Below are 26013 nucleotides of genomic sequence, written 5' to 3'. Positions count from 1 at the left end.
TCCTGTCGGTGGCCTCGAGCGCGGCGATACGAGGTCATGGCGCGAGCCTTCGGTGCCAGGCGTCGGCGGCATCGGAAAGCATCACGAATACCTGACGGTGTGCGTCCAGGCTCTTGCGGTAGGGGTCGGGGATATCGATCCCGTCGAGCCAGTGGGCAAACAGCAGGGTCTTGCCGGTGGCAAAGGGCGCAAGTTCGCTGACCGCCTGGCGCTGGGACGCACTCATCACCAGCACCAGATCGTGATTGGCGATCATCTCGGGCGTTGCCACCCGAGCGCGGTGGGCGCTCAACTCGAGCCCGGCTTCCCTGGCCAGCGCTTGCACCTCTGCGGGCGCGGCTTCACCTTCGCGCACCGCAGAAAGCCCGGCAGACTGAATCTCCATGGCGGGCAGCCGCCTCTGCAGCAGCGCCGCACCGAGCGGACTACGACACAGGTTCGCTCGACACAGCACCAGCGCACTGGCAAAACGCACCGATCAGATCTCGCCGATGCGGGTGGTGGTGTCGGCGATGGTGCCGGGCAGCAGTGCCGACGGCAGCAGCAGGCTGATCACGTTGTTCCAGCGTGCCAGCGGGGCCGCCGTCACGTAGACCACGTCCTGGGGCTGCAGCGGGAAGTGGGTGCCCATGGTCAGCGAGGTGGCGTTGCTGATATCAAGCTGATAGACGGTGGCAAGCTTGGCATCGCCCGGCGGCTTGGGACGAATCACAAAGATCCCCGACGGTTCGGCGGTGGTCTCGATGACGCCGCCGGCTCGCGCCAGGGCGGTGGTCAGGGTGATACGTTCGTTGCCCAGCACCAGATTGCCGGGATTCCTGACCTGCCCCAGCACCGCGACGTTCTCGGACTCCAGGGTCGGGATATGCACCACGTCGCCATCGCGCAGCAGGCGGTTCTGGGTCTGGTCGCCATGGCGCATCAGCGCGTACAGCGACAGCACCTCCCTGGTGCCATCACGATTGAGTACCACCTCGTGCCAGTTGGCCGTCTCCGATGGCCCCCCGGCCTGGCTGACCGCATCGACCAGGGTCAGCGGGACCGTGGTGATCGGCTGGGCGCCGGGGGTGGCAACCGCTCCACTGACGTAGATCTTCTTGGAATGGTAGGCGGCGACGTTGACGTCCACCTGGGGCTCGGTGATGTAGTTCGACAACATGCCGGTGAGGGTTCGGCGTATCTGGTCCACCGTCCGCCCGGCCACTCGGAAACGTCCGACATAGGGGAAATAGATGCGACCATCTGGCTGTACCGTCTTGCCGGTCTCTTCGGGGCTGCGCTCGGCGCCCCCCGGAATGGTCAGCTCGGGGTGGTCATAGACGGTGATGTTGAGCACATCACCCGGCCCGACACGGTACTCGTAGTCCGTCAACTGGGCCTTGAGGTAGGAAGGCATGGTGCTGGCGACATCGCCGGTGACGTTCTGACGGAAGTTCGCCACCAATGCCGGGGTGATGGCCTGGATGTCGACCAGATGATCGATGTCCGGCGCCTCGGTCTCGTAGTCGATATGCCCGCCAGGGGCATAGGCACAACCACTCACGGTCAGCGCAAGCAGCACTGCGAAGACGGCACCCGCCAGCCAGCCGGGCGATCGTTGCGACTCGTCCACGACCCTTGTCCACTGGTGTGCCTGATTCACCTTATCCATATCGTCCCCCTGAGCGTGTGACACGCTACCGCCCCAGGGTGATATCGATGGCATATCCCTGAAGCCCTGCGCGTAGACAGATGGTTATTGTCACCGTCGAGGCTGCGTCTTCTGCGAGACGATCGACCACCGACAGCCCGCAGCACCCGTCGACGCTCGAAGACTCGATGGCCGCCAGGTACTGCGATTTATGCCAGTACGATTGCATAGCCGCGCCGTCCTGGCAGTCCGAAATTCCTGGCGTACACAGGCTGACAAACCCCATATCGGTATCCCGGAAGCATGAGAGCGACTGTTTCCGCTTGTAATTGCGTGTTCCTTCAGGACACGTCGGGGGCGCCAGCGGACAGTTACCGTGGAGAAAGTGTTTCTTTAGCCGAATCATAAGGTTGGAAATGTGCGAAAAAAGCGCTGAGAAACCAGGGTCGAGAATGTGGGCAAAGAGCGCGACCATGGGCCCTTCGCAGACGCACCATTGCAGTGCGACAGATCACTGATTCCTGATACGACGAGGTGATCGCTGCAGCAACCTCGGTTCATGCGCCGAGATGACGCATCTAGTCATTGGCGACATGGCGCGTCAGCCAGGGGGACGCCAGGCCTCCAATTACCAAAGCGCGGAGCGGCAAAAAGTATCCGGGCGAACGAAGCAAACTGAGAAAAAAATGCCCTCGGCAACGAGGGCATGGTAGCTTGCGAAAATTCAGGCAAGGACGAGGGAGAAAATCGGCAACCGGTCTCTCTCACCCCGTCATTGGGCCCCGTTCACGGCTCGGGGCTTTTGACTCGGCTCTTGACTCGCTCTTGCTACTCGGCGCTTTGCTCGGCAGGCTGCTGCTGGTTGGTGCCTTGCTCGCCGCTATTGGCTTCAGTGCCCTGCTCGTCGCTATTGGCTTCGGCGCCCTGCTCGCCGCTATTGGCTTCAGCGCCCTGCTGGCCACCCTGCTCATCACTCTTCTCAACGCCGGCTGACTCCGCTGCCTCCTCATCGTCGGGGCTACGGGTCACCTCGGTCACCGGCGGTGTCGCGGCCTCCGGGGCAGCATTGGCGCCACCCAGGCCATCGATCAGGGACGCCAGGGCGCCGTCGAGCCGGCTCAGATGATGAGCCATGGTCAGCGGATAGTTGGCGAAGATGCCGAGGCCACTGCCGCGCAGCACCACCGGGCTCCAGAACTGACGTTGCATACGCTCGATCTCGGCCAGCGCACGGGCGTAGCTGTCGCCGAGGCCCGCGCTTGCGATCAGATCCGCCTGGTCACGCTCGAGCGCCTCGAGCAGGTGTCCCAGCGCCCAGGTCTGACCGCGGGTCTCGTGGAACACGTTGTCGACGCGGTACCAGGGCACTCGACTGTCCTGTGCCACTTCGATACCCAGTTCCTTCAAGCGCTCGCTGTCGCTGACCGTGGATGACAGCCGCTCCCGCAACGAGGCCAACTGCTGGCGCACCGCGTCCAGATAGAGCGCCAGGCCCTGGCCCTGATCGACGAAGGACGCGCCGACCCCATCGTCGAAACGCGCCAGATAGGCGCGGGCCGAGTTCCCCGCCTGGGCCAGGTGATCCTCCATGGACGGGGCCAGCCAATCGTCGGCGTCCTGTTCGAGGGCAGCGATCAGAGTATTCACCGACTCACCGGCGCCGGGGTCGAAGTCCGCCAGGCTGGCGGCCATCAGCCTCGCCTGAACCAGCACACCAGTTTCCCAGGACGGCATATTGTCGAGCAGCAGTCCCGGCGGCATCAGGTCATTTCGCAGGTACCCGCCGGGCTTGTCCTGCAAGGTATCGATCAGGGTGGCCAGGGTCGCGACCGTAACGGTGCCTCTGGCCGCCGGCGCCGCGGAGATGCGCTGCTCCTGGGTGGCAGTCTCCACGTCGAAGCGCGACGGCGCCAGGCTCCACCAGATCCCCAGCCCCACCGCCACCATCACGGCAAGCACCAGCAGCACGGCGAGCGGTTTCCAGATCCATCCGTACTGCGGGTTCTCGAGCTCCTGACGACGCCTTTCGGCGCGCTGTCGACGACTGCTCATTTCGCTCTCCTTGTCGTTCATCAAAGGCCGGCCAGCCCTGCCTCCAATGAGGGAAAGCGCCGGCGCCAGTGGTAGAATACGCTTGCATCTGATCATAGCGCAGGGTCCGCGGGAACCCCGCCCCGCTTCCACGGTCACACAGCGGGGTCTGACACGGCAGGCGAATCCCGCCACGCCTTGCCCCGTCTTCCACACCCATCGTCAACAAGGATTCGACGTGTTCTTCGCCACACGCCTCTTGCTGTTCGTCTGTCTGCTGCTGTCCCCCTGGGTGGCCCAGGCCCAGTTCTTTTCCTCGTCGTCGAGCAGCGCCGAGTTTCTGCCGGTGAACGAGGCCTTTACCGCCAGCGCCTGGCACGACGGCGATCGGCTCTATATCGGCATGCAGAATGCCGACGGCTACTATCTCTATCGTCACCGCTTCTCGTTGGAACTGCCAGGCGAACCGGACGCCCTGGGTGAGCTGTCGCTACCGCCCGGGGAGGCCAAGACCGACGAATTTCTCGGCGACGTCAACGTCTTCTACGATCAGGTGGTGTTCAGTGCCCCGCTGGCCGACACCCGTCAGGGGCCACTGGACATCGCCCTGACGTTCCAGGGCTGCGCCGACGCCGGTCTGTGCTACCCCCCGGAACGGCTTGAGCTGGCCGCCGCCCAGAGTGAGCCCCCCGCCGCCTTTGCCGACGCCCTGGAGGACGGCCAGACGGCCAACGACAACGCAGGCCAGGCTACCCCAGCGGACCTCGCCGGACAGCCGCCCACGAGCCAGCAAGCAGGCAGCCTCCCTGCCGCCTCTGTCGATGCAGCCCCGCTCAGCGAAGACGGCCGCTTCCGCGCCCTGATGCAGGACGCCAGCCTGCCGTTGATGCTCGGACTGTTCTTTGTGGCCGGCCTCGGGCTGACCTTTACCCCCTGCGTGCTGCCGATGATTCCGATCCTGTCGTCGATCATCGTCGGTCAGAACCCCAGCCGTCCCCGCGCCTTTGCGCTCTCGGCAAGCTACGTCGCCGGCATGGCCGCCACCTACGCCCTGGTCGGCGTGCTGATGGGGCTGTTCGGCGCAGGGCTCAACCTTCAGGCACGCCTGCAATCGGCCCCGGTACTGATCGTGTTCGCCGCCCTCTTCACCCTGTTCGCGCTGGCCATGTTCGGGGTCTTCAATCTACGCCTGTCCTCGGGGCTGGGCTCACGCATCGATGCCTGGCAGGCACGCGCCCAGCGCAGCGGCCCCCTGGGTCTGGCGCTGGCCGGCGCGCTGTCGGTGCTGGTGGTCTCGCCCTGCGTGTCGGCACCGCTGGCCGGCGCCCTGGTATTCATCTCTTCTACCGGTGACGCCGTCATCGGTGGCGCGGCGCTGCTTGCCCTGGCGCTGGGCATGGGCGTCCCGCTGTTGCTGGTCGGCGGCTTCGGCACCACCCTGCTGCCGCGCTCGGGCGCCTGGATGAACGGGGTCAAGATCGCCTTCGGAGTGCTGCTGCTGGGCGTCGCCGTCTGGCTGATCGAGCGTTTGATCCCGGCCCCGCTCACCCTGCTCTTGTGGGCGGGCCTGGCCATCGGCACGGCGCTGGCCCTCGGCGCCCTCGATCTGGCGAGTACGACGGGCTGGCCGCGGGTCCGCCAGGGCGCCGGTATCGTGCTGCTGGTGTGGGGCATCGCGCTGGTCATCGGCGCCGCCCGTGGCGGTGGCGACCCCCTACGTCCCCTGGCCGCCGGCCCCATGAGCGCGACGAGCAGCACTATCGAGGCGGCCCATCCCGATCGCATCGTCGAGAGCCTGGGCCAGCTTCAGGCGGCCCTGGCCGAGTCCACGACCCCCGCCTTCGTCAACGTCACCGCCGAATGGTGCATTTCCTGCAAGGTGATGGAGCGCGAGGTGTTTCCCGACCCCAGGGTACGTGAGGCCCTCGCAGGCTTCCGCTGGATCGACGTCGATGTGACCGACACCAACGCCGTGAGTCGTGAGGTGCTCGACCATCTGGGTCTGTTCGGCCCACCGAGTCTTCTGTTCTTCGACGGGGACCAGGAGCTTCGTCAGGCACGTATCCAGGGCGAACTCGACGCCGCTGCCCTGGCCGGCCATATCGCCGCAGTCAGCCGCGCCCTCGATGGCGCCCAGGCGGCTACCACCAGCGGGTGAAGGTGACAGCGAACAGCGTTCGGCCTCGCTGGACAACCTTCGCAATTTTCGGCAAACTCCGCACTACTCTGAATTCTGACACGATAGAGACGCCAAGAGCCGCCATCTTGCCGCGATCTCTAACGACTTGGACCGGGTTTACAGCGCCCGGTAGACACTTCACACGATCGAGACAACGTCATGGATATTCGTAAGGTCAAGAAGCTGATTGAACTGCTGGAAGAGTCCAACATCAGCGAAATCGAGATCCAGGAAGGTGAAGAATCGGTCCGCATCAGCCGTCATCCGCAGGGTGGCAGCTGGCAGCCGGCACCCGCCGCCCAACCCTGGGGCGCACCCGCTGCACCGGCGGCCGCACCTGCCCAGGCCCCGGCCGAAGCTCCCGCACCCAGCGCCGACAGCGGCCCGAGCTACCAGGGCCAGGCCGTGGTCTCGCCGATGGTCGGCACCTTCTACCGCTCCCCGGCACCCGGCGCCAAGCCTTTCGTGGAAGTCGGCGCCAGCGTGCGCAAGGGTGACACCATCTGCATCGTCGAAGCGATGAAGATGATGAACCAGATCGAAGCCGATCGTGACGGCGTGATCGAGGCCTTCATGGTCGAGGACGGCGAGCCCGTCGAGTTCGACCAGCCCCTGGTTGTCATCTCCTGAGAAGACTTGCGTCTTCCCTGATCATTCACATTCGGCGGACACCACCATGTTGGACAAGGTTCTTATCGCCAACCGCGGCGAGATCGCTCTTCGCATCCTGCGGGCCTGCAAGGAGCTCGGGATCAAGACGGTTGCGGTCCACTCCAAGGCCGACCGCGAACTGATGCACGTGCGGCTCGCCGATGAGGCGGTGTGCATCGGCCCCGCTTCCTCGGCCCAGTCCTACCTCAATATCCCCTCGCTGATCAGCGCGGCCGAGGTGACCGACGCCAGCGCCATCCACCCCGGCTACGGCTTCCTCTCCGAGAATGCCGACTTTGCCGAGCAGGTCGAGCGTTCCGGCTTCACCTTCATCGGCCCGCGCGCCGAGACCATTCGCCTGATGGGCGACAAGGTCAGCGCCATCGAAGCGATGAAGAAGGCCGGCGTGCCCACGGTGCCAGGCTCCGACGGGCCGCTGGGCGACGATGAAGGCGAGCTGCTGGCCACCGCCCGGCGCATCGGCTACCCGGTGATCATCAAGGCCGCCGCCGGCGGCGGCGGACGTGGCATGCGCGTGGTGCACACCGAAGCCCACCTGATCTCCGCGGTCACCGTGACCCGTACCGAGGCCCACTCGGCCTTCGGCGACGGCACCGTGTACATGGAGAAGTTCCTCGAGAAGCCGCGTCACGTCGAGGTTCAGGTGCTGGCCGACGGCCAGGGCAATGCCATCCACCTGTATGACCGCGACTGCTCGCTGCAGCGCCGCCACCAGAAGGTGCTGGAAGAAGCACCCGCGCCGGGCCTGGATCCGGACGCCCGCGCCAAGGTGCTGGAAGCCTGTCGCGAAGCCTGCGTGGAAATCGGCTATCGCGGCGCCGGCACCTTCGAGTTCCTCTACGAGGACGGTGAGTTCTTCTTCATCGAGATGAACACCCGCGTCCAGGTGGAGCACCCGGTCACCGAGATGGTCACCGGCGTGGATATCGTGCGCGAGCAGCTGCGCATCGCTTCCGGCCTGCCGCTGTCGATCCGCCAGGAAGATGTCGAGCTCAACGGCCACGCCTTCGAGTGCCGCATCAACGCCGAGGATCCTCGCACCTTCATGCCTTCTCCGGGCAAGGTCACGCTGTACCATCCTCCGGGTGGTCTCGGCGTGCGCATGGACTCCCACCTGTACACCGGCTACACGGTGCCGCCCCACTACGACTCGTTGATCGGCAAGCTGATCACCTGGGGCGCCGACCGCGAGACCTCGCTGACGCGCATGCGCAACGCCCTGGACGAGCTGCTGGTGGAAGGCATCAAGACCAACACCGACCTGCACAAGGACCTGGTGCGCGACGGCTACTTCCAGCAGGGTGGCGTCAATATTCACTACCTCGAGAAGAAGCTCGCGCAGTAGCACGGCGGCTTTGCACCAAGAGCGTGACAACGGGGCGGCCCAGGCCGCCCCGTTGACGTTGCACCAGACCGAAGAGGAATACCGCCATGCCCTGGCTTCAACTCAAGGCCGAGGTCCCACCACAGCAGGCGGAACTGCTGGAGGAACTGCTGCTGGCCGAAGGCGCCACCGCGATCACCCTGCAGGACGCCCACGACGATCCGGTGTTCGAGCCGGACCGGGGCACCACCCCACTGTGGGACCAGACCATTCTCACCGGTCTCTACGATGACCTCGACGGCCTGGCGGACATGCTCGAGCGGCTGTCTGCCGCCTGGGCCGAATCCCTGCCCGGCGAGCCCTGCCCAGTCATCGAGCACGAGCTGATCGATGACCGCGACTGGGAACGCGAGTGGATGGACAGCTTCGAGCCCCTGCGCATGGGTCAGCGACTGTGGATCGTGCCGAGCTGGCACCAGCCGCCCGAGGATGACGCGGTCAATCTGCATCTGGACCCGGGCCTGGCCTTCGGTACCGGAACCCACCCCACCACCGCGCTGTGTCTCGAGTGGCTCGATGGGCTGGCGCTCGACGGCGAACTCGATGGCATCGAACTGCTCGACGTCGGCTGTGGCTCCGGCATCCTTGCCATCGCCGCACTCAAGCTGGGTGCCGCCCGAGCCATCGGCACCGACATCGACCCGCAGGCGCTCAGCGCCAGTCGTGACAACGCCGAGCGCAACGCCATCGACGAGTCGCGCCTGACGTTGCGCTACCCGGAGCAGATGGGCGAGGAGCGCTTCGCCCTGGTGGTGGCCAATATCCTGGCCGGCCCGCTGGTGGAACTGGCCCCGACCATCGCCGGCCATGTCGCCGACGGTGGTCGCCTGGCGCTGTCTGGCATCCTCGAGGCCCAGGCCGACGAGGTGATCGACGCCTACCGCCACGAGGGACTTTTCATGGACGAGCCGGAAGTCCGTGAAGGCTGGGTGCGGCTTAGCGGCCGGCGCCCCACCAAGGACTGAACATCGCGCCACGAGAGGCTGTCACCGGGCAGCCTTTCGCATTAAAACGTCTCGAACACGCCTTCACCAACGGTGCTTCGAGGCGTATGATATGCAGCCCCGGAACGACGGCAGCTCCCATGTCAGACCACGATCCCAGATCCCCCATGGTGCAACAGCAAGATTCAGGCATCACCACCTGCATTGGCCCGCATCAGCTGGCCGGCCCGGTGATCCTTGCGCCCATGGCCGGGGTCACCGACCGCCCCTTCCGCGCGCTCTGTCGTCGCCTGGGCGCGGGACTGGTGGTGGGCGAGATGGTCACCTCCGATCCCAGCCTGTGGCACACCCGCAAGTCGCGCCTGCGCATGGACCACCGGGGCGAACCCGGCCCCAGGGCGGTGCAGATCGCCGGCGGCGACGCCGAGATGCTGGCCACCGCCGCCCGCCTCAACGCCGAACAGGGCGCCGAGATCATCGACATCAACATGGGCTGTCCGGCCAAGAAGGTCTGCAACAAGGCCGCGGGCTCTGCCCTGCTGCGGGACGAAGCGCTGGTGGCGGAGATCCTCGATGCGGTGGTGGCCGCCGTCGACGTGCCGGTGACCCTGAAGATCCGCACCGGCTGGTGCGCCGAATCCAACAACGCGGTGCGCATCGCCCGGCTGGCGGAAGATGCCGGTATCCAGGCGCTGGCCGTCCACGGCCGTCATCGCCAGCAACGCTATCAGGGCGAAGCCGAGTACGAGACCATCGCCGAGGTGGCATCAAGGGTCAGCATCCCCGTCTTTGCCAACGGCGATATCACGTCTCCCGAAAAGGCTCGGCGCGTACTCGACTATACTGGTGCGGATGCGGTGATGGTGGGTCGAGGCGCCCAGGGCAACCCCTGGATCTTCCGCGAGATCAGCCACTATCTGCGCCATGGCGAAATCCTGCCGGCGCCTTCCGACGCGGAACGACGCGACGTCCTCGGCTCTCACCTCGATGCCCTGCACGCCTTCTACGGTGACCATATGGGCGTGCGCATCGCGCGCAAGCATCTGGGTTGGTACCTGTCCAGCGATCGACGCCTCGACGACGATGGCCGTCGCCAGCTCAAGGCCACCTTCAACGGCCTGACCTCGACCCAGGCCCAGCGCGACTTTATCGACGAACTCTTTCGTCACGACCCCGCCAGCGCCCCCGAGCGCGTGGCCAGGGCCGTGGCACACCATGGAACCCGTGCCGCATGACCAGCCAGCAACCCATCGACCAGTCGGTGTCCGCCTCCAAACTCGACACCTCTCAGCGTGGCCTCGACGGCCTGGCACCCTCCGCACCGCAGGCCAGTGACGAACGTCCCCTGCGCGAGGCCGTGTTCGCCGCCATGGAACGCTACTTCGACCATCTCGACGGCGGCACCGTCACCGACCTCCACGCCATGGTGATGGCCGAGGTCGAGGCGCCTCTGCTGTCGTCGGTGCTCGTCTACACCAACGGCAACCAGACCCGTGCCGCAGAGATGCTCGGACTCAACCGTGGCACCCTGCGCAAGAAGCTCAAGCACTACGAACTGATCTGACCCGACCCCAAGGGAGCCCACGGCTCCCTTTTCTGCGCCAAGGCGCCCTTCGCTTCCCTTCGCAACAGAGACATCCCCATGGCCCAGCCCTCCTCTCTCGCCGTTCGTCGCGCCCTGATCAGCGTGTCGGACAAGACCGGTATCGTCGACTTCGCCCGCGCCCTCGCCGACATGGGCGTCGAATTGCTGTCCACCGGCGGCACCTACCGCCTGCTGGCCGACAACGCCATCGCCGTCACCGAGGTGTCCGAGCACACCGGGTTTCCCGAGATCATGGATGGCCGTGTCAAGACCCTGCACCCCAGGATCCACGGCGGCATCCTCGGGCGTCGCGGCCAGGACGACGAGGTCATGGCCGAGCATGACATCGCGCCCATCGACATGGTGGTGGTCAACCTCTACCCCTTTGCCGCCACCGTGGCGCGTCCTGACTGCAGCCTGGAAGACGCCATCGAGAACATCGACATCGGCGGCCCCACCATGGTGCGCGCCTGCGCCAAGAATCATGCTTACACCAGCATCGTGGTCAACGCCGACGACTACGACCGGGTGATCGCAGAGATGCGTGACAACGGCGGCGCGCTGGCCCAGGCCACCCGCTTCGACCTGGCGGTCAAGGCCTTTGAACACACCGCCGGCTACGACGGTGCCATCGCCGACTATCTTGGCCGTCGGGTCGAGGGCGCAGAGGACGGTTTCCCGCGCACCTACAACCTGCAGCTGACCAAGAAGCAGTCCATGCGTTACGGCGAGAACCCCCACCAGCAGGCGGCGTTCTACGTGGAAGAAGGCGCCAGCGAACCCAGCGTCTCCACCGCCGTCACCCTGCAGGGCAAGCCGCTGTCGTTCAACAACGTGGCCGACACCGATGCCGCGCTCGAGTGCGTCAAGAGCTTCGACGACACCGCCTGTGTCATCGTCAAGCACGCCAATCCCTGCGGCGTGGCCGTGGGCGAGAGCGCTCTTGCGGCCTACGACAAGGCCTTCGCCACCGATCCCACCAGCGCCTTTGGCGGCATCATCGCCTTCAACGTGCCGCTGGACGCCGACACCGCCCGCGCCATCATCGATCGTCAGTTCGTCGAGGTGATCATCGCCCCCGGGGTCAGCGACGAGGCCCAGGCCATCGTCGCCGAGAAGAAGAACGTGCGCCTGCTCGACGTCAGCGCCAACTGGCCCGGCCAGATGGCACCGGCCCACGACCTCAAGCGCGTCACCGGCGGCCTGCTGGTCCAGGACCGCGATCTGGGCACGGTCACCCGCGACGACCTGACGGTGGTCTCCGAGCGCGTGCCCTCGGAGCAGGAGATGCGTGACCTGGCCTTCGCCTGGAAGGTCGCCAAGTTCGTCAAGTCCAACGCCATCGTCTACGTCAAGGAAGGCCAGACCATCGGCGTCGGCGCCGGCCAGATGAGCCGTGTCTACTCGGCCCGCATCGCCGGCATCAAGGCCGCCGACGAAGGCCTCTCGGTGCCCGGCTCGGTGATGGCCAGCGACGCCTTCTTCCCCTTCCGTGACGGCATCGACGCCGCCGCCAGCGCCGGCATCACCGCGGTGATCCAGCCCGGCGGCTCCATGCGTGACCAGGAGGTCATCGACGCCGCCAACGAGGCCGGCATCGCCATGGTGTTTACCGGTATGCGCCACTTCCGCCACTGACGCGGTCGCGAGGCGGCACGGCGGGGCCTCAGGCCCCGCCGGTTCTGGCCCACCCAGGAGCCGCCCGCCAATCTACGCGCCAAGCTACGACAAGGGCCCCGACGCGTGCGTCGGGGCCCTTGTGTGTGCTATCGCTGAGCGGTCTGCCGCCACCTGCAGGATGGCGGCAGTCTGAGGCTTACTCGCCGAGGTCGATGCACAGGTACTTGGTCTCGAGGAACTCGGCCAGGCCCTGGTGCCCGCCTTCGCGACCGAGGCCGGAGGCCTTGACCCCACCGAAGGGCGCCGCGGCGTTGGAGATCAGGCCGGTATTGATGCCGACCATGCCGTACTCGAGGGCGTCGGCCACTCGCCACACCCGGCCCAGGTCCTTCGAGTAGAAGTAGGCCGCCAGACCGAACTCGGTGTCGTTGGCCAGTTCGATGGCATCTTCCTCATCATCGAACGGGAATACCGCCGCCAGCGGACCGAAGGTCTCTTCCCGGGCCACCTTCATCTCGCTGGTGGCACCGCTGACCAGGGTCGGCGTGAAGTAGTTGCCACCCAGCGGATGGGGATGGCCACCGATCCACAGCTCGGCACCCTTGTCCACCGCGTCCTGGACATGCTCGTTGACCTTGCCCACCGCCTTGTCGTCGATCAGCGGTCCGATGTTGACACCCTCGGTGGTGCCGTCGCCGACCGTCAGTTCGCTGTTCATGGCCACCGCCAGCTTCTCGCTGAAGGCGTTGATGACGCTGGACTGCACCAGGAAGCGATTGGTACACACGCAGGTCTGGCCGGCATTGCGGAACTTGGCAGCCATGGCGCCGTCCACCGCCGCGTCCAGATCGGCGTCCTCGAACACGATGAACGGTGCGTTGCCGCCAAGCTCCAGCGAGATCTTCTGGATATGCTGGGCCGCCTGGGACATCAGGGTACGCCCCACCTCGGTGGAACCGGTGAAGGTGATCTTGCGCACCACCGGCGATTCGGTCAGGGCCGCGGCGATCTCGCTGGCCGACCCCGGCACCACGTTGAACACCCCACGCGGTACCCCGGCGCGCTCGGCAAGCAGCGCAAGCGCGGTGGCCGACAGCGGGGTCTGACTGGCCGGCTTGACCACGATGGTGCAGCCTGCCGCCAGGGCCGCGCCAGCCTTGCGGGTGATCATGGCGGCGGGGAAGTTCCAGGGCGTGATGGCGCCGCAGACACCCACCGGCTGCTTGGTCACCACGATACGCTGGTTGGCCTTGGCCGCCGGAATGGTCTCACCGTAGACCCGGCGTCCTTCCTCGGCGAACCAGCGCAGGAAACTGGCGGCGTAGACGATCTCGCCGGCGGCTTCCTTGAGCGGCTTGCCCTGTTCGAGGGTCATGATGGTGGCCAGCTCGTCCTGATGTTCGAGCATCAGCTCGTACCACTTCATCAGGATGTCTGCCCGCTCCTGGGCCGTCAGCGCGCGCCAGGCCGGCAGGGCGGCGTCGGCCGCGTCGATCGCCGCCTCGGTCTCGGCGCGACCCAGACGAGGCACCTGGGCGATGGTCTCGCCACTGGCCGGATTGACGATGTCGATCTGCTCCCCGCTGTCGGCCGCCACCCAGCTTCCGTCGATATAGGCAAAGGGGCGAAACAGCGGCATGTCGTTAAGGGCTTTCATGAAGGCTCCTGGCTCGGGCTTGACGGAAAACTGCATTGACTGGCGACGACGCTTCAGCGACTGCGCGACGACGATATAGCTTTCATGCTAAGCGTTCCGCTGGCCGATCGCCAACTCGAAGCCGTCGCCTCAACTCACCGAATCCTGATCCCGCGGCGCCCTCGAGGCCGACAGCGTGATCGATACCGAGTCGGCAAAGCGCAGCGCATGGGGCTTGTCGATCTCCACCTGGGTGGTCAGCACCTGCTCGTGACTCATGATCAGGTCCAGCACTTCGCGGGTCATCCGCTCCAGCAGCTGAAAGCGGTTCTCCTCCACCAGCGCGATCACCTGCTTGGTGATGGTGCGGTAGTTGAGCGCCTGTTCGATATGATTGAACGCCACCGCCTTGTCGGCGCGGTAGCGGATCACCGCATTGATCACCACGTCCTGGCGATTGAGGATCTCCTCCTCCTTGATGCCGATGAAGGTCCTCAACCGCAGGTTCTTGATGCGGATGGTGGCAAGGTCGTGATCCAGGTGCTGGTCACCCAGTACATGCAGGGACATGGCCCCTCCCGTGCGTCATGCTTGAAAGCGGTAAACGAAAAGCATCGGCTTCAGCGCTTCGTGCGGCGGCCGTAGAACCGGCCCCTCAGCGGCTGTTGACCAACGTCAGGAACTCCTGACGGGTGCTCGGCTTCTCGCGGAAGGCCCCCAGCATCACCGAGGACGTCATGCTGGAATTCTGCTTTTCGACCCCTCGCATCATCATGCACAGGTGTCGCGCCTCCACCACCACGGCCACGCCCCGGGCATCGGTGACCTGCAGCACGGCATCGGCGATCTGACGGGTCAGGTTCTCCTGGATCTGCATGCGGCGGGCGTACATGTCGACGATCCGGGCAAACTTGGACAGTCCCAGCACCTTGCCGTTGGGCAGGTAGGCGATATGGCACTTGCCGATGAAGGGCAGCAAGTGATGCTCGCACATGGAGTACAGCTCGATGTCCTTGACCAGCACCATCTCGTCGGTCTCGGACGAAAACACCGCACCATTGACGATCTCTTCCAGCGACTGGGTGTAGCCGCGGTTGAGAAACTGCATGGCCTTGGCAGCACGCTTGGGCGTATCCACCAACCCTTCTCGCTCCGGGTCTTCGCCCAGTTCCTCAATGATGTGTCGATAGTGATTGGCGAGTTCGTCAGTCATGATCCAGCCCTTCAGGGGAGTCGTCGGCTCGGGCGAACACCAGGCGGCCCGCCTGGCTCCACAAAACCTGTACAAAGAATTTTTGAAGTATAGCTTTTGCATTGCGTGAGCGATAGTCTACCGCAGCGTGTCGCCTTCCGCAGTTCGCCTGGCGTTTTTGCCCACCGTCACCCCCCATCATTGGCGAAAAATCGGCGCGACACCCGAGCTTGCGACAGCCCGCTGCAAAAGCCTGTTGCCAAGGCCGATTGAGGAGATTGCCGCCGCCGTCGCGGCGAGGTACGTGACAGAGTGTCGCGCAACGAGAGCGATAGCTGTCCACCCGACAGCCCTGTGCTATCGTCATCAGGTTGTCCATGTGCCAGGCGACACTGTCGGTGGCATGCCTCCATGCAGCTACCCGCCCTGTTGCCCGCATTTCGCCAGCCATATCGCGAGAATCGCCAATGCCTGCCCTTCGCCGCCTGCTTGCCCGGCCCAGCACGCCCCTCGTCGCCATTCTGACCTTCAGCGCCCTGACCAGCATGACGCCCGCTATGGCGGACAGCCTGGAGCTACCCGCCCAGGCACGCATCGACGTCAGCATTATCGAAGGCATCGACCTCGACTCCGCCGGACAGCGGCTCGATGATGTCATGCTCAAGCCCGCCGCCGATGCCGAGGGACGCACCGACCTGCCCCACTACTGCGTGCTGGTCGGCGACGCCAAGCGCGATGGCCAACGCCTGCGTATCACCACCGAGGCCCTCACCTGCGTCGAGACCGATGGCGGCGAAAGCCACATCTACTCCGGCGAACTCATCGCCGGCGCCTATGACGAGGATGGCCAGTTCGGCATCGCCGCCTGCGATGACGGCGGCTGCCGCCTGGACGCCGACCGCGTGTTTCAGCTAGAACTGACCGAACCGCTGGCCATCGAGCAGATGCCCAACCCGTCTGCGCAGCTTAACGCCGAACGTCGTGGCGAAGACGCCGACAACGAAACCAAGCAGGCAACCCCGTCGAGCCAGACCACTCCGTCCGAGTAGCGGCACCTATGGCGGACAGCACACGGCGTCCGCCAGACCCCATCTGTCAGCCACCCGCCAGCCAGCGCTCGGAATCCGCCAGGGCCAGGCGTTGATGCTCCAGCTGGCGGATGTGCTCGTCCCAGTAGCCGGCGTCGGCGACCCAGGGAAACGCCCGGGGAAAGGCCGGATCGTTCCAGCGCGCCACCACCCAGGCGCTATGGCGCATCAACCTCAAGGCGCGCAGCGGTTCGATCAGGGCGAGCTGCTGGCGATCGAAATCGATCACCTGCTCGTAGCCCTCGATCACCTCCGATAGCTGCATCGCCCTTTCCTCCGGCCCCTGGGCGGTGAACAGCATCCACAGGTCCTGTACCGCCGGCGCCATCATCGCGTCGTCGAAATCGACCAGCGCAAAGCGATCCTCCCGCCCCAGCATATTGCCGATATGGCAGTCGCCGTGAACCCTCTGCATGGGTGCGCTGACACCCGCGGGTGGTGCCAGCGCCTCGATCAACTGCTGCGAGATGCGCTCGTAGGCCTTGCGCTGACGCTCGCTCAACCAGGGACTCTCGAGTACCGTGCGACGAGCCTGTTCGGCCATGGCGCGGGGCTCCTGCCGACAGCGATGGGCGAACTCGCCGCGCCGGCCCACCTCGTGCACGCGTCCTATCAGCTCACCCAGGGCGAACAGATGGTCGGGGTTCTCGAGCTCAGGCGCCTGGCCGGGCAGGTGGGGAAACAGCGCCACGCGGTAGCCCCCCGCCCGGTGCAGACTCTCGCCAGCGTCGTTGCGCCAGGGGGCCGCCACCGCCACCCCGGCATCGTCGAGCTCACGCAGGAAGGCGTGCTCCTCGCCGATGGCCTCATCGCTCAACCGGTCGGGGCGGTAGAACTTGGCCACCCAACGCTTGCGGTCATCGTCCTGCACCAGATAGACGCGGTTCTCGTAGCTGTTGAGCGCAAAGGGCTCGCCGGGCAGCCACAGGCCCAGTGATTCGATCGCCTCCACCACGCGCTGCGGAGAAAGTTCACTGAAGGGCGTGGGGGTCGTGGTCATGGGGGCTCCGGGTAAAAGCACAAATATCAAACGAGGCGAGAGGCGCCGAGCTTAACAGAGCCAGGGTGGCGGCGTCCTCGCCAGCGCCCAGGCGTCCACCCGGCGTGCCCCCGCCCGGCGACAGGCCTGCGCCAGCCGCTCAAGGGTGGCCCCGGTGGTCATGACGTCATCGACCAGCGCCACGTGCCGAGGCAGCCCTGACGCGATACCAAACATGCCCGACGCGATGCGACGGCGGGCCCGCGAACCGAGCTCATGCTGGGGGCGATCATCGCGACGCCGCCAGGCCCGCCTCACCGGCACGCCGAGCCGGCGCCCCAGCTCGCAGGCCAGCCACTGGCCCTGATCGAAGCCAAAGCGCCTGGCCCTGACGGGATGACGCGGCACCCCGATCAGAGCGTCAGGCACGCCATTCTCGCCCGCGAGTGACGCCTCGAGAAACAGTGCGACCAGCAACTGGGCGCTGGGCAGATGGGCCTCGGCCTTGAAGCGCTGGACGAGACGCCTGATCTCGTCGCGGTAGATCAGCGGCGTCCGCACCTCATGGAAGCTGAAGGGCTCCACCAGACAGCGACCGCACAGGCGTTCACCCGCCGGACGCCGCCAGCGGTGCTCGGGCAAGGGTTCGCCACAGCCCTCGCAGGGACAACGATTGAGGTCAAGCCCTCGGCGGCAGGGATCACACAGCAGGACGGACACAGGACCCGGCGCAGCAATCACCGCGAGCCCCGATCTTGACCCTGACCCTGGTCCTGGCGCCAGGGTCGCCAGGCAGAACAGGCAGCGATCCGCCATCAGTTTCGCCACGCCATGGTCAACCTTGCCGATCACGCAGGTTGACAGCTTCGCCACACCACCTATCCTTGTCGTCAACCAATCCGATTTTAAAAAGTTGACCATAGCGAGACACCCATGTCTGCCGACTCGACGTCCACAGTTTCCACCCTAGCCGCCGATGCCGCCCCCCGTCACGACTGGACGCTCGATGAGATCGAAGCGCTGTTCGCCCTGCCCTTCAATGATCTGCTGTTCAAGGCCCAGTGCGTCCACCGCCAGCACTTCGATGCCAACGCCGTTCAGGTCTCGACCCTGTTGTCGATCAAGACCGGCGCCTGCCCCGAGGACTGCAAGTACTGTCCTCAGTCTGGCCACTACAACACCGGCCTGGACAAGGAGAAGCTGCTCGAGATCGAAAAGGTGGTGGAGCAGGCGAAGTCCGCACTCGATGCCGGTGCCAGCCGTTTCTGCATGGGCGCCGCCTGGCGCAGCCCGCGCCAGCGGGATCTCGAGGTGGTCATCGAAATGGTGAAAAGGGTCAAGGCGCTGGGGCTCGAGACCTGCATGACCCTCGGCATGGTCGACGAAGCCCAGGCCCATCAGCTGGCCGATGCCGGCCTCGACTACTACAACCACAATCTGGATACCTCGCCTGAGTACTACGGCGAGATCATTACCACGCGCAGCTACGCCGATCGCCTCGACACCCTGGGCAATGTGCGCCAGGCCGGCATGAAGATCTGCTCCGGCGGCATCCTCGGCATGGGCGAGACCGCCCGTGATCGCGCAGGACTGCTCAGGCAGCTGGCCAACCTGTCACCGCACCCGGAGTCGGTACCGATCAACATGCTGGTCAAGGTCCCCGGCACGCCCCTGGAGGACGTCGAGGACCTCGACCCCATCGAGTACCTGCGCGCCATCGCGGTGGCCCGCATCATGATGCCGAAGAGCCACGTGCGACTGTCCGCCGGGCGGGAGCAAATGGACGAGTCGACCCAGGCACTGGCCTTCATGGCCGGCGCCAACTCGATCTTCTACGGCGACACCCTGCTGACCACCGGCAACCCACAGCTCGAGCGCGACCGCGCGCTGTTCGACAAGCTTGGCCTGCATCCGGAACGTCGCGACACCTGTGCCAGTGACGACGAACGCGAACAGGTCCTGGCCCGGCAGATCGAGCGCCAGGCCAGGGAAGCCAGCAGCGCCCAGTTCTATGACGCTGCGGTCTAGCCCCATGTGCGCCCGCTGCCAGCCCTGCGCTAGTGCGGCGCATCACTGCCAGGAGCCCACCCCATGAGCGCAGACTGGCATTCCCACCTGCGCCAGAGTGCCCAGGCACGCCACGAGGCGCATCGCTGGCGCCAGCGCCGTGTCCATCGGCAGGACGCGCAGCGACTCGACATGGCCGGCAATGACTATCTCGGTCTGGCCGCTGACCCGCGCCTGGCCGAGGCCGCCGCCGATGGTGCGCGGCGCTTCGGCGCCGGGGCCCGTGCCTCACATCTGGTCACCGGACACAGCACGGTGCACGAGGCACTCGAAGAAGCCCTGGCACGCCTCACCGGACGCCCCCGGGCGCTGCTGTTCTCCACCGGCTACATGGCCAACCTGGGGGTGATACAGGCGCTCTGTGACAGCGGCGTGCATCTTCTGCAGGACCGGCTGAATCACGCCTCCCTGATCGACGGTGCCCGGCTGTCCGGCGCCCGCTCACGGCGCTATCACCACAACGACCTTGATGACCTGGCGCGCCTGCTGGATCGGGTGCCGGACGCCAGCCGCCGCCTGGTCATCAGCGACGGTGTCTTCAGCATGGACGGGGACTGCGCCGACGTCGACGGCCTGGCCGAGCTCAGCCGGCGCCACGGCGCCTGGCTGATGATCGACGATGCTCATGGCATCGGCGTGCTGGGCGAAAACGGCGACGGTAGCGTCGGTCGACGGCTGGGCTGCGAGCGGGTCCCCGTGCTGGTCGGCACCCTGGGCAAGGCGCTCGGCACCGCCGGTGCCTTCGTCGCCGGCGATGACGCCCTGATCGAGCATCTGATCCAGTTCGCCCGCCCTTACATCTACACCACCGCCCTGCCCCCGCCGGTGGCGGCAGCGACGCTTCAGTCTCTCGAGATACTGGCCGGCGAACCCGAGCGACGCCGCCATCTCGATGGGCTGATCGCGCGATTCCGACGCGAAGCCGCCAGCCTTAAGCTGCCGCTGATGGCGTCGGCCACTCCCATCCAGCCGATCCTGCTCGGCGATGAGCAGCGCACCCTGGACTGGGCCAGCACGCTTGACGACGCCGGCATCCGGGTGGGCGCCATTCGCCCGCCGACGGTTCCCGCCGGCGCCTCGAGGCTGCGTGTCACCCTGAGCGCCGCCCATGACGACCACGACATCGACCGTCTGCTCGAGGCGCTCTTGACCTGCCAGAAGCAGGAGTCGGCCACCTGCGCAGGGGCATCCCGATGATCCGGCTGGTACTGCTGTCCGGTTGGGCCATCGACGCCAGAATCTGGTCACCGCTGGCGAGCCATTGGGGGACCTCGGTGACGGTGGAGGCCATCGACTGGCCCGGCATGGGCGGCAGGCCCGGGCTTGCAGACGCAGGTGTCTCGGACGCAGACGCCTCAGACGCAGACACGGGGCTTTTCCAGCAGCAGGCACACCCGTCCTCTGGCCTTCAGACGCTGGCGAAGGCCATGGGGCCTTCCCTGTCGTCCCGCGACGGCGAGCCGGTCATCTGGGTGGGCTGGTCGCTCGGTGCGTTGCAGGCCGCCGAGCTGACCCGGTACCTGCCCGCCCCCGATGGCCTGGTGCTGCTCGGCATGGGCCCGACCTTCTGTCACCCGAACGGGGTGACAACGTCCGCGCTGGCTGATTTTCGCGCCGCCTTCCGCCGCGACCCGACCAGGGCCAGAGAGCATTTCCTGCGCTGGCAGCTGTCCGGCGAGCCCACGCCCCGTGACGCCCTGCGCCGGCTGCGCAGCCTGCTGACGCCTGACATCGGCGCCGATCACGCCACACTGGAGCAGGGCCTCGCCACCCTGGCAGGCGCCGATATCGGTGACCTGCTTGGCGGCGTGCCAGGCCATGTCTCAGGCCAAGCGCCGGATAATGCAACTCCCGTCCCCGTCACGTCCCTGTGCGGTGCCACGGACCCCCTGCTGGCCCCTGCCGTACGCGCGGCCATGGACGAGCGGATCGAAGGCGCCGGACACTGCCCGATGCTGAGCCAGCCGGCCCGTCTGGCCGAGGCGATTCAGCGACACGCCTTGCGCATGCTAGATGAAGGAAAGGCACCCACCAGCCGTCGCGGGGCTCACTATGGTGACCGCGAAGCTATCGATGCCGACCGCGAAGTCCAGGGGTTTGACGAGGTGACGCCATGAACGCTCCGCTTGTGCAGCGCCAGCTCGAGCCCGCACGCTCCAGCGACACCGCCACGCCGGCCCAGGCTGGCGTCTCCGTAGCGCCCGATGCCACACCCGGTGACTGGCAGCGACGGGTCGCCCGGGCGTTCTCGCGGGCGGCCCCGCGCTACCGAGAACTGGCACGCGCCCAGATGGCAATGGCCGAGACGCTGTGGCCCCACCTGCCAGATCACGCCGAACGGATCCTCGATCTGGGTTGCGGGCCCGGCGACCTGACCCGGGGAGTAGCCCAGCGCTACCCTGACGCCAGCGTGCTGGGGCTGGATCTGTCCGCGGCGATGCTGGCACAGGCTCGCCAAGAGGCATCACCTCATCCGCGTGCCACGGCGTGCGCCTGGGTCTGCGCCGACGCCCAGGCGCTGCCGCTGGCCGATGCCAGTCTCGACCTGGCGATATCCAATCTGGCCATCCAGTGGTGTCCCGACCTGGAGCAGGTGCTGGCGGAACTCCATCGCGTCCTGGCACCTGGGGGACGGGCGGTACTCAACACCCTGCTGCCCGGCACCCTGGCAGAGATCGGCCAGGTCTGGCGTCAACCGGGCAAGGCCAGTGGAGTGCTGGACTTCGCAAGCCTCGACGACCACCGGCGAGCAGTGCTTTCCCGCCGCTGGGCCGCCACCGCCTTCGAGCAGCGTGCCGAGCGCTTCTACTACCCGGACCTGGACGCCGTGATGGCCTCGGTCAAGGGCGTCGGCGCCCAGGTCGCCCGTCCCGGCGCCCGTCTGAGCCGTCAGGATATAAGACAGGCGCGGGCCCGCTATGAACACCTGCGCAGACCCGAAGGACTACCGGTGACCTACCAGCGGCTGACGTTGATTCTCGATCGCTGACGCCTGACCACCGCGCCCCTGAGTGAGGTGCCCCATCGTCGTTTCACCGCCACCAAACTTGCAGCACAGGATCCCGCACTCGCCATGCCAAGCTACTTTGTGACCGGCACCGACACCGACGCCGGCAAGACCCTGGCAAGCTCCGGCCTGCTGGCCCTGGCACGCCGCCAGGGCCAGACCACCCTCGGCCTCAAACCGATCGCCTCGGGGTGTGAGTCCACCGCCGAGGGCCTGCGCAATATCGACGCCCTGACCCTGCAGGCCCAGAGCGTGCCGTCTGTACCCTATGACGACATCAATCCCTTCGCCTTCGCGCCCCCCATCGCGCCACACCTGGCGGCTCGCTATGCCGGCGTGGACCTGTCCCTCGACAGGCTCTGCCACACGCTGGGGGGAAGCCTTGAGCTCCCCCGTGATCTGATCCTGGTCGAGGGCGCCGGCGGTTATCGGGTCCCGCTCAACGACCAGGAGGACCTGGCGGGGCTCGCCACACGCCTTCAGCTTCCGGTGATCCTGGTGGTGGGACTGAAACTCGGCTGCCTGAACCACGCCCTGCTGACCGCCGAAGCCCTCAAGGCAGATGGCGTCACTTGCGCCGGCTGGATCGGCAACCTTGTCGATCCCGGCTTCGCCGAAGATGAAACCCTCTACCGGGACAACCTCGATCACCTGAAAGCCAGACTGCCGGGGCCCTGCCTCGGCATCATTCCGCGCCTCGATAGCAGCGACCATCGGGCACTGGCCGATCAGGCCGCCGATCATCTTTCGCTGCCATAGCTCGACCTCACAAGCCTCAGCCCCGCCCCCGCTCCCGCCCCGGACGCAGCGTCCGGGCGGATAGCGGGGCCCTGACTCGATCGAAGCGAGCGCACCTCACGGAAGTGTTTGACTTGCCAGGCCGGCAACGTAAAATATGCCCCGCCTACCCCGCGTGCGGATGTGGTGGAATTGGTAGACACGCTAGATTTAGGTTCTAGTGCCTTAGCGCGTGGGAGTTCGAGTCTCCCCATCCGCACCATCTTGATTTCCCTCAGCTTTTCCCGAATTCCAGCACATTGTCACGGCGCACTAGATTTTCGGGTGTGACCGGATTGTGACCGAGCCGATTCACTGCTTCCCTCACCCGGTGTGGCGCCAGGTGTGCATATCGCTCCGTCATCGTTATGCTGGAGTGACCAAGCAACTCCTTCACGACTTCCAGCGGCACCCCGTCTGTCACCAGCCATGATGCGGCGGTATGCCTCAAGTCGTGAATGCGCAGATCCTCGAGGCCGGCGCTCTTGCTTGCTTTCTCGAAACCACTGCGCAGCGACTTCACCTGGCCACCGCCCGGCCGGGCGAAGACCCAGGGCGACTGTGGCGCGTTCTCCGCACGCCAGGTCGCCCGCCTCTTGATTGCCGATGCCGCATTGGCGTTCAGCGGCACAACGCGAGGCTTCCCCGACTTCGTGTGCCTGGCGTTGAGCGTGATCGACTCCACTCCTCGCGTCAGGTCCACCCTGGCCCAGTCCAGGTTGAGCAACTCCCCGCGGCGGCAGCCGGTGTAGACGGCTACCTCTATAAAGTCAGCGAGGATGTCACCGCTCCGCTGCTGCCGGGCCACGGCGATCAGCCGGCCCGCCTCGGCTCTCGTCAGGTACCTCTCCCGGTGGTGGGGCTCCCGCAGCATCCTGCCCTTCACTGGGTTCGGTAGATCCCACTCCCATTCACGATTGCAGTGATTGATGGCCGAGGACAGGGCCGCCAGTTCGCGGTTGATCGTGGCGTTCGCTCGCCCCTGGTCTTTCCGCTGCCGGCAGTAGGCCTTGATGTCCTGGCCGGTCAGTCCGTTGACCTCCCTGCCCTTGAAGAACGCCAGCAGGTTCTTCGTCTGCCGCTTCAAGGTCTCCAGGCTGCGCAAGTGCTCCGACCCGCGCAGGTATTCCAGCATCACTTCCTCGAACAGCCGCGGTGGCTTTACCTCCCAGTGCTGTTCTCTGTGGGCCTGCGATCGCCACTTGGATTCGATCGCCTTGGCCTCGTTCAGGTCCGTTGAGCCAGTAGAGCGTCTAACTCTTTGGCCGCGTTCTTGGTATGAGGCCCACCAGTACGGCGACCCCTTCCTTCTGTGTGGCATGCAGTCTTCTCCATTTTCTGCACGCCGGGCGCACTGTGAGCGTCATACTCTGGTGCGCCGGCGTCAAGGTCAGCCAGTCGACGAATGCTCCCCAGGGTCACTTTCCGGCCCTTGCCGCTGCTCACGGTTCGCAGCGCCCCCTGGTTCGCCCAGCGCCGTACCGTCCAGTGGCTGACGCCAAGCATCTCGGCGGCCTCGCTGTAGGTCAGAAGCACCTTCTGCATACACCCTCCGCGCAAAAGAAAGCCGCCTCGAGGGCGGCGGTTATCGTTTCGAGTCGATGCGATCCGGCTTCGCAAACGCTGCCCAAGATCGGTAGGCCTGCTCGGGCGTTCTCCCGCGCCCGATGACCGGGATGCCTGGCTGAGAGCAGATGAAACCACTGGGCGCCATGGCGTAGAAGCCGCCGCAGAGATTGGCCACCCACACCCTTTTGAGCCGAATGTGCGGCTTCATGCCTCACCTCCCACCTTTGCTGCTGACCGAGTAATCGCCTCCCTAATAGATTCAGGGCCAGTGAACTCGACCGCCGGACACTCAGAGAAGGACAAGGCCGCTGGTTGCGCAGTCACAATAGGCTCGCCCAAGTCGTTCTCGCCGTGGAGCACGTCCATCCGGTGTCCGGCCGCTAGCTCTAAGGCGTCGCCGCTATTGACCAGCGGGTTCCAAAGACGGCTCGACTTCCCGTCATCACACTTCACCATGGAGAAGGCTCTGCCGAATCGACTGCTCTCTTTCATGTGGCTGATTTCTAGCCCGAGAGACGCCGCTGCTTTCTCGATCAGATGGCGACCGATCATTCCTCACCTCCCGGCTTCGGCGCCGCTGCGAGCATCACCGTCCACGCACCAAGCATTCCATGGTAGGCAGATGCGCTGGTGTCACCCGTCGATTCCAGCATCTCGCGCGTCGGCTCCACCGGCACGCACTGCCAGGGCTCGTCCGGCGTCGGGATGCGCGGGCCGGCTTCGATCTCGTCTCCGTCTGGGATGAGACTATCCCACCGAGCCAGCCTGGAATCCCAATAGCTGGGCGACCAGTCGTCACAGCCCAGCATGCCTTTCACCCAGTACCACCCGGCCTGCCTACTCATCGCCACCTCCCTCGGCCTGTTGGCGGTACATTCGGGCCATCTGCTTCATCGCGTCACGGCAGCAAGGGCTGTAATACTTCCCCAACTCGTGTTCTGCTTCATGCAGCGCCTCCGCCTTCATCCTGGCGTCGCGGCGGGCGAGGCCGGTGGCGATAGAGCCTCCTTTTAGCGCGACGTGCAGATCACGCCCCATCTTCGTTCTCCAGCCGGGCGACACGAACTCGACGGGCTCGCCATCCGACATGGTGTGCACTGGATGGTCAACACGATCCGCATCGGCAATTCGCTGCGCGGCCTCCAGGCATTCAGCCAGTGCATCCCTCTCTGCCTCTATCTCCTGGAGCCTGGAGCGCAGCGCGTCAGCCTCCTGCTCCATACCCTGGGACAGCCGTCGAACCGCATCCCACGTTTGCTCGTAGATCGGCCAGTCCGGCTCGACGACAACGCATTCTCGAGTGTGTATGTGGTTGTGAGTTAGTATCCGGCACAAAGCCACAGCCTGGCTGGCCGACAGGTCCTTGATTTTGACAACGATGTATCGCTCTTCCCGCTCAAAGCTCATGGCGTGCCCTCCAGCGCTTTCTCCAGCTTGCCGACCATCGTCAGCCCGACATTGGCCGGCAGGTTGTCGCCCGCCCATTCCCGTGCCGCTCTGACGTCCTCACGCAGCCGCCAGAGCTTCCGTTCCAGCACCCGCTCCCGTTCGCTCTTGCCATCGGGGTCCAGCTCGCCCTCTGGCATCCTGGCCTTCTCGATACACCTACCCATGTCGACTCTCCTGCTCTCTGTACGCCCGCCTCGCTTCTCT

The 26013-nt window shown here is 65.8% G+C and carries 27 protein-coding genes and 1 tRNA gene; 14 read left to right on the top strand and 14 right to left on the bottom strand.

The genetic code is table 11. From position 1 onward, the window contains the following. Positions 1 to 34 precede the first annotated feature (34 nt). The 3 genes from KUW00_RS18330 to KUW00_RS18320 form a co-directional block, all read right to left on the bottom strand. Positions 35 to 475, bottom strand: coding sequence for a low molecular weight protein-tyrosine-phosphatase (locus tag KUW00_RS18330; protein WP_045993980.1), 441 nt, complete (start codon positions 473 to 475; stop codon positions 35 to 37). A gap of 3 nt (positions 476 to 478) precedes the next feature. Beyond that, positions 479 to 1651, bottom strand: coding sequence for a polysaccharide export protein (locus tag KUW00_RS18325; protein WP_108132867.1), 1173 nt, complete (start codon positions 1649 to 1651; stop codon positions 479 to 481). Between the two features lie 807 nt (positions 1652 to 2458). Beyond that, positions 2459 to 3682, bottom strand: a complete 1224-nt coding sequence (locus KUW00_RS18320) for a DUF2333 family protein (protein WP_222569813.1) — start codon at positions 3680 to 3682, stop codon at positions 2459 to 2461. A 217-nt stretch (positions 3683 to 3899) separates the two neighbouring features. On the opposite strand from KUW00_RS18320, the gene dsbD reads away from it, so the two are divergent. The 7 genes from dsbD (at position 3900) to purH (ending at position 12063) form a co-directional block, all read left to right on the top strand. Next, the gene (dsbD, locus tag KUW00_RS18315) at positions 3900 to 5819 is read left to right on the top strand and encodes a protein-disulfide reductase DsbD (protein WP_315901190.1); all 1920 of its coding nucleotides are present in this window, start codon (positions 3900 to 3902) and stop codon (positions 5817 to 5819) included. Positions 5820 to 5999: 180 nt separating this feature from the next. Further along, the gene (accB, locus tag KUW00_RS18310) at positions 6000 to 6470 is read left to right on the top strand and encodes an acetyl-CoA carboxylase biotin carboxyl carrier protein (protein WP_045993976.1); all 471 of its coding nucleotides are present in this window, start codon (positions 6000 to 6002) and stop codon (positions 6468 to 6470) included. A gap of 46 nt (positions 6471 to 6516) precedes the next feature. Continuing rightward, the gene (accC, locus tag KUW00_RS18305) at positions 6517 to 7857 is read left to right on the top strand and encodes an acetyl-CoA carboxylase biotin carboxylase subunit (RefSeq protein WP_045993975.1); all 1341 of its coding nucleotides are present in this window, start codon (positions 6517 to 6519) and stop codon (positions 7855 to 7857) included. An 86-nt stretch (positions 7858 to 7943) separates the two neighbouring features. Further along, positions 7944 to 8861, top strand: a complete 918-nt coding sequence (gene prmA, locus KUW00_RS18300) for a 50S ribosomal protein L11 methyltransferase (protein ID WP_222569811.1) — start codon at positions 7944 to 7946, stop codon at positions 8859 to 8861. Positions 8862 to 9007: 146 nt separating this feature from the next. Beyond that, positions 9008 to 10075 carry a tRNA dihydrouridine synthase DusB gene (gene dusB, locus KUW00_RS18295; protein WP_083970531.1) on the top strand — a complete coding sequence of 356 codons (1068 nt, stop codon included), beginning with the start codon at positions 9008 to 9010 and terminating at the stop codon, positions 10073 to 10075. Further along, a complete protein-coding gene (gene fis / locus KUW00_RS18290) occupies positions 10072 to 10404 on the top strand; it encodes a DNA-binding transcriptional regulator Fis (protein ID WP_045993973.1) in 333 nt (110 codons plus the stop codon). The genes dusB and fis overlap by 4 nt, the downstream gene beginning before the upstream one ends. Positions 10405 to 10482: 78 nt before the next feature. Continuing rightward, the gene (gene purH / locus KUW00_RS18285) at positions 10483 to 12063 is read left to right on the top strand and encodes a bifunctional phosphoribosylaminoimidazolecarboxamide formyltransferase/IMP cyclohydrolase (RefSeq protein ID WP_108132872.1); all 1581 of its coding nucleotides are present in this window, start codon (positions 10483 to 10485) and stop codon (positions 12061 to 12063) included. Positions 12064 to 12241: 178 nt separating this feature from the next. Here purH and KUW00_RS18280 read toward each other — a convergent pair whose 3' ends face one another. The 3 genes from KUW00_RS18280 to folE form a co-directional block, all read right to left on the bottom strand. Continuing rightward, positions 12242 to 13702, bottom strand: coding sequence for an NAD-dependent succinate-semialdehyde dehydrogenase (locus tag KUW00_RS18280; RefSeq protein ID WP_045993971.1), 1461 nt, complete (start codon positions 13700 to 13702; stop codon positions 12242 to 12244). Positions 13703 to 13831: 129 nt separating this feature from the next. After that, the gene (gene folX / locus KUW00_RS18275; protein ID WP_045993970.1) at positions 13832 to 14251 is read right to left on the bottom strand and encodes a dihydroneopterin triphosphate 2'-epimerase; all 420 of its coding nucleotides are present in this window, start codon (positions 14249 to 14251) and stop codon (positions 13832 to 13834) included. 85 nt (positions 14252 to 14336) lie between these two features. Beyond that, positions 14337 to 14894 carry a GTP cyclohydrolase I FolE gene (gene folE, locus KUW00_RS18270; RefSeq protein ID WP_045993969.1) on the bottom strand — a complete coding sequence of 186 codons (558 nt, stop codon included), beginning with the start codon at positions 14892 to 14894 and terminating at the stop codon, positions 14337 to 14339. Positions 14895 to 15340: 446 nt separating this feature from the next. Here folE and KUW00_RS18265 point away from each other — a divergent pair, with 446 nt between their 5' ends. Continuing rightward, positions 15341 to 15922: a hypothetical protein gene (locus KUW00_RS18265; protein WP_108132873.1), complete on the top strand. Its 582-nt coding sequence runs from the start codon at positions 15341 to 15343 to the stop codon at positions 15920 to 15922. 46 nt (positions 15923 to 15968) lie between these two features. Here the strand turns inward: KUW00_RS18265 and KUW00_RS18260 are convergent, their stop codons facing one another. Continuing rightward, entirely contained in the window at positions 15969 to 16961 is a 993-nt protein-coding gene (locus KUW00_RS18260) for a serine/threonine protein kinase (protein WP_045993968.1), read from the bottom strand. Between the two features lie 51 nt (positions 16962 to 17012). Then, entirely contained in the window at positions 17013 to 17813 is an 801-nt protein-coding gene (locus tag KUW00_RS18255; RefSeq protein WP_240184240.1) for a ComF family protein, read from the bottom strand. 60 nt (positions 17814 to 17873) lie between these two features. Here KUW00_RS18255 and bioB point away from each other — a divergent pair, with 60 nt between their 5' ends. From bioB to KUW00_RS18225, 6 genes are all read left to right on the top strand, one after another. Beyond that, positions 17874 to 18968 carry a biotin synthase BioB gene (gene bioB / locus KUW00_RS18250; protein WP_222569810.1) on the top strand — a complete coding sequence of 365 codons (1095 nt, stop codon included), beginning with the start codon at positions 17874 to 17876 and terminating at the stop codon, positions 18966 to 18968. 63 nt (positions 18969 to 19031) lie between these two features. Then, positions 19032 to 20204: an 8-amino-7-oxononanoate synthase gene (bioF, locus tag KUW00_RS18245; RefSeq protein WP_222569809.1), complete on the top strand. Its 1173-nt coding sequence runs from the start codon at positions 19032 to 19034 to the stop codon at positions 20202 to 20204. Then, the gene (locus KUW00_RS18240; protein ID WP_222569808.1) at positions 20201 to 21124 is read left to right on the top strand and encodes an alpha/beta fold hydrolase; all 924 of its coding nucleotides are present in this window, start codon (positions 20201 to 20203) and stop codon (positions 21122 to 21124) included. The genes bioF and KUW00_RS18240 overlap by 4 nt, the downstream gene beginning before the upstream one ends. Further along, positions 21121 to 21996, top strand: coding sequence for a malonyl-ACP O-methyltransferase BioC (bioC, locus tag KUW00_RS18235; RefSeq protein ID WP_124803754.1), 876 nt, complete (start codon positions 21121 to 21123; stop codon positions 21994 to 21996). The genes KUW00_RS18240 and bioC overlap by 4 nt, the downstream gene beginning before the upstream one ends. An 84-nt stretch (positions 21997 to 22080) precedes the next feature. After that, positions 22081 to 22773, top strand: a complete 693-nt coding sequence (gene bioD / locus KUW00_RS18230; RefSeq protein WP_222569807.1) for a dethiobiotin synthase — start codon at positions 22081 to 22083, stop codon at positions 22771 to 22773. Positions 22774 to 22929: 156 nt separating this feature from the next. Then, positions 22930 to 23014 (top strand) — tRNA-Leu (locus KUW00_RS18225). Between the two features lie 12 nt (positions 23015 to 23026). Here the strand turns inward: KUW00_RS18225 and KUW00_RS18220 are convergent. From KUW00_RS18220 to KUW00_RS18195, 6 genes are all read right to left on the bottom strand, one after another. After that, a complete protein-coding gene (locus KUW00_RS18220) occupies positions 23027 to 23926 on the bottom strand; it encodes a tyrosine-type recombinase/integrase (RefSeq protein ID WP_052704450.1) in 900 nt (299 codons plus the stop codon). A gap of 92 nt (positions 23927 to 24018) precedes the next feature. Further along, entirely contained in the window at positions 24019 to 24336 is a 318-nt protein-coding gene (locus KUW00_RS22705; RefSeq protein ID WP_222569806.1) for a helix-turn-helix domain-containing protein, read from the bottom strand. A gap of 228 nt (positions 24337 to 24564) precedes the next feature. Next, entirely contained in the window at positions 24565 to 24912 is a 348-nt protein-coding gene (locus KUW00_RS18210; RefSeq protein ID WP_222569805.1) for a hypothetical protein, read from the bottom strand. After that, entirely contained in the window at positions 24909 to 25205 is a 297-nt protein-coding gene (locus tag KUW00_RS18205; protein ID WP_222569804.1) for a hypothetical protein, read from the bottom strand. Before KUW00_RS18205 ends, KUW00_RS18210 begins: the two co-directional genes overlap by 4 nt. Further along, the gene (locus tag KUW00_RS18200; RefSeq protein ID WP_222569803.1) at positions 25198 to 25767 is read right to left on the bottom strand and encodes a hypothetical protein; all 570 of its coding nucleotides are present in this window, start codon (positions 25765 to 25767) and stop codon (positions 25198 to 25200) included. Before KUW00_RS18200 ends, KUW00_RS18205 begins: the two co-directional genes overlap by 8 nt. Further along, positions 25764 to 25973, bottom strand: a complete 210-nt coding sequence (locus KUW00_RS18195) for a hypothetical protein (protein ID WP_222569802.1) — start codon at positions 25971 to 25973, stop codon at positions 25764 to 25766. The genes KUW00_RS18200 and KUW00_RS18195 overlap by 4 nt, the downstream gene beginning before the upstream one ends. Positions 25974 to 26013 lie beyond the last annotated feature (40 nt).

It is taken from the genome of Halomonas sp. DP5N14-9, from assembly GCF_019802175.1.
GTDB classification, from domain to species: Bacteria; Pseudomonadota; Gammaproteobacteria; order Pseudomonadales; family Halomonadaceae; genus Halomonas; species Halomonas litopenaei.
This window is presented reverse-complemented; position numbering and strand designations above follow the sequence as displayed.

Excerpts from the sequence above, each read along its gene's own strand:
- KUW00_RS22705 (WP_222569806.1), bottom strand. The coding sequence starts at position 24,336 with ATGCAGAAGGTGCTTCTGACCTACAGCGAGGCCGCCGAGATGCTTGGC.
- KUW00_RS18325 (WP_108132867.1), bottom strand. The coding sequence starts at position 1,651 with ATGGATAAGGTGAATCAGGCACACCAGTGGACAAGGGTCGTGGACGAG.
- KUW00_RS18205 (WP_222569804.1), bottom strand. The coding sequence starts at position 25,205 with ATGAGTAGGCAGGCCGGGTGGTACTGGGTGAAAGGCATGCTGGGCTGT.
- prmA (WP_222569811.1), top strand. The coding sequence starts at position 7,944 with ATGCCCTGGCTTCAACTCAAGGCCGAGGTCCCACCACAGCAGGCGGAA.
- folX (WP_045993970.1), bottom strand. The coding sequence starts at position 14,251 with ATGTCCCTGCATGTACTGGGTGACCAGCACCTGGATCACGACCTTGCC.
- KUW00_RS18280 (WP_045993971.1), bottom strand. The coding sequence starts at position 13,702 with ATGAAAGCCCTTAACGACATGCCGCTGTTTCGCCCCTTTGCCTATATC.
- bioC (WP_124803754.1), top strand. The coding sequence starts at position 21,121 with ATGAACGCTCCGCTTGTGCAGCGCCAGCTCGAGCCCGCACGCTCCAGC.
- KUW00_RS18240 (WP_222569808.1), top strand. The coding sequence starts at position 20,201 with ATGATCCGGCTGGTACTGCTGTCCGGTTGGGCCATCGACGCCAGAATC.
- KUW00_RS18210 (WP_222569805.1), bottom strand. The coding sequence starts at position 24,912 with ATGATCGGTCGCCATCTGATCGAGAAAGCAGCGGCGTCTCTCGGGCTA.
- bioB (WP_222569810.1), top strand. The coding sequence starts at position 17,874 with ATGTCTGCCGACTCGACGTCCACAGTTTCCACCCTAGCCGCCGATGCC.
- KUW00_RS18320 (WP_222569813.1), bottom strand. The coding sequence starts at position 3,682 with ATGAGCAGTCGTCGACAGCGCGCCGAAAGGCGTCGTCAGGAGCTCGAG.
- dusB (WP_083970531.1), top strand. The coding sequence starts at position 9,008 with ATGGTGCAACAGCAAGATTCAGGCATCACCACCTGCATTGGCCCGCAT.
- fis (WP_045993973.1), top strand. The coding sequence starts at position 10,072 with ATGACCAGCCAGCAACCCATCGACCAGTCGGTGTCCGCCTCCAAACTC.
- folE (WP_045993969.1), bottom strand. The coding sequence starts at position 14,894 with ATGACTGACGAACTCGCCAATCACTATCGACACATCATTGAGGAACTG.
- bioD (WP_222569807.1), top strand. The coding sequence starts at position 22,081 with ATGCCAAGCTACTTTGTGACCGGCACCGACACCGACGCCGGCAAGACC.
- KUW00_RS18195 (WP_222569802.1), bottom strand. The coding sequence starts at position 25,973 with ATGGGTAGGTGTATCGAGAAGGCCAGGATGCCAGAGGGCGAGCTGGAC.
- bioF (WP_222569809.1), top strand. The coding sequence starts at position 19,032 with ATGAGCGCAGACTGGCATTCCCACCTGCGCCAGAGTGCCCAGGCACGC.
- KUW00_RS18220 (WP_052704450.1), bottom strand. The coding sequence starts at position 23,926 with ATGCTGGAATACCTGCGCGGGTCGGAGCACTTGCGCAGCCTGGAGACC.
- accB (WP_045993976.1), top strand. The coding sequence starts at position 6,000 with ATGGATATTCGTAAGGTCAAGAAGCTGATTGAACTGCTGGAAGAGTCC.
- accC (WP_045993975.1), top strand. The coding sequence starts at position 6,517 with ATGTTGGACAAGGTTCTTATCGCCAACCGCGGCGAGATCGCTCTTCGC.
- KUW00_RS18200 (WP_222569803.1), bottom strand. The coding sequence starts at position 25,767 with ATGAGCTTTGAGCGGGAAGAGCGATACATCGTTGTCAAAATCAAGGAC.
- KUW00_RS18265 (WP_108132873.1), top strand. The coding sequence starts at position 15,341 with ATGCCTGCCCTTCGCCGCCTGCTTGCCCGGCCCAGCACGCCCCTCGTC.
- KUW00_RS18260 (WP_045993968.1), bottom strand. The coding sequence starts at position 16,961 with ATGACCACGACCCCCACGCCCTTCAGTGAACTTTCTCCGCAGCGCGTG.
- purH (WP_108132872.1), top strand. The coding sequence starts at position 10,483 with ATGGCCCAGCCCTCCTCTCTCGCCGTTCGTCGCGCCCTGATCAGCGTG.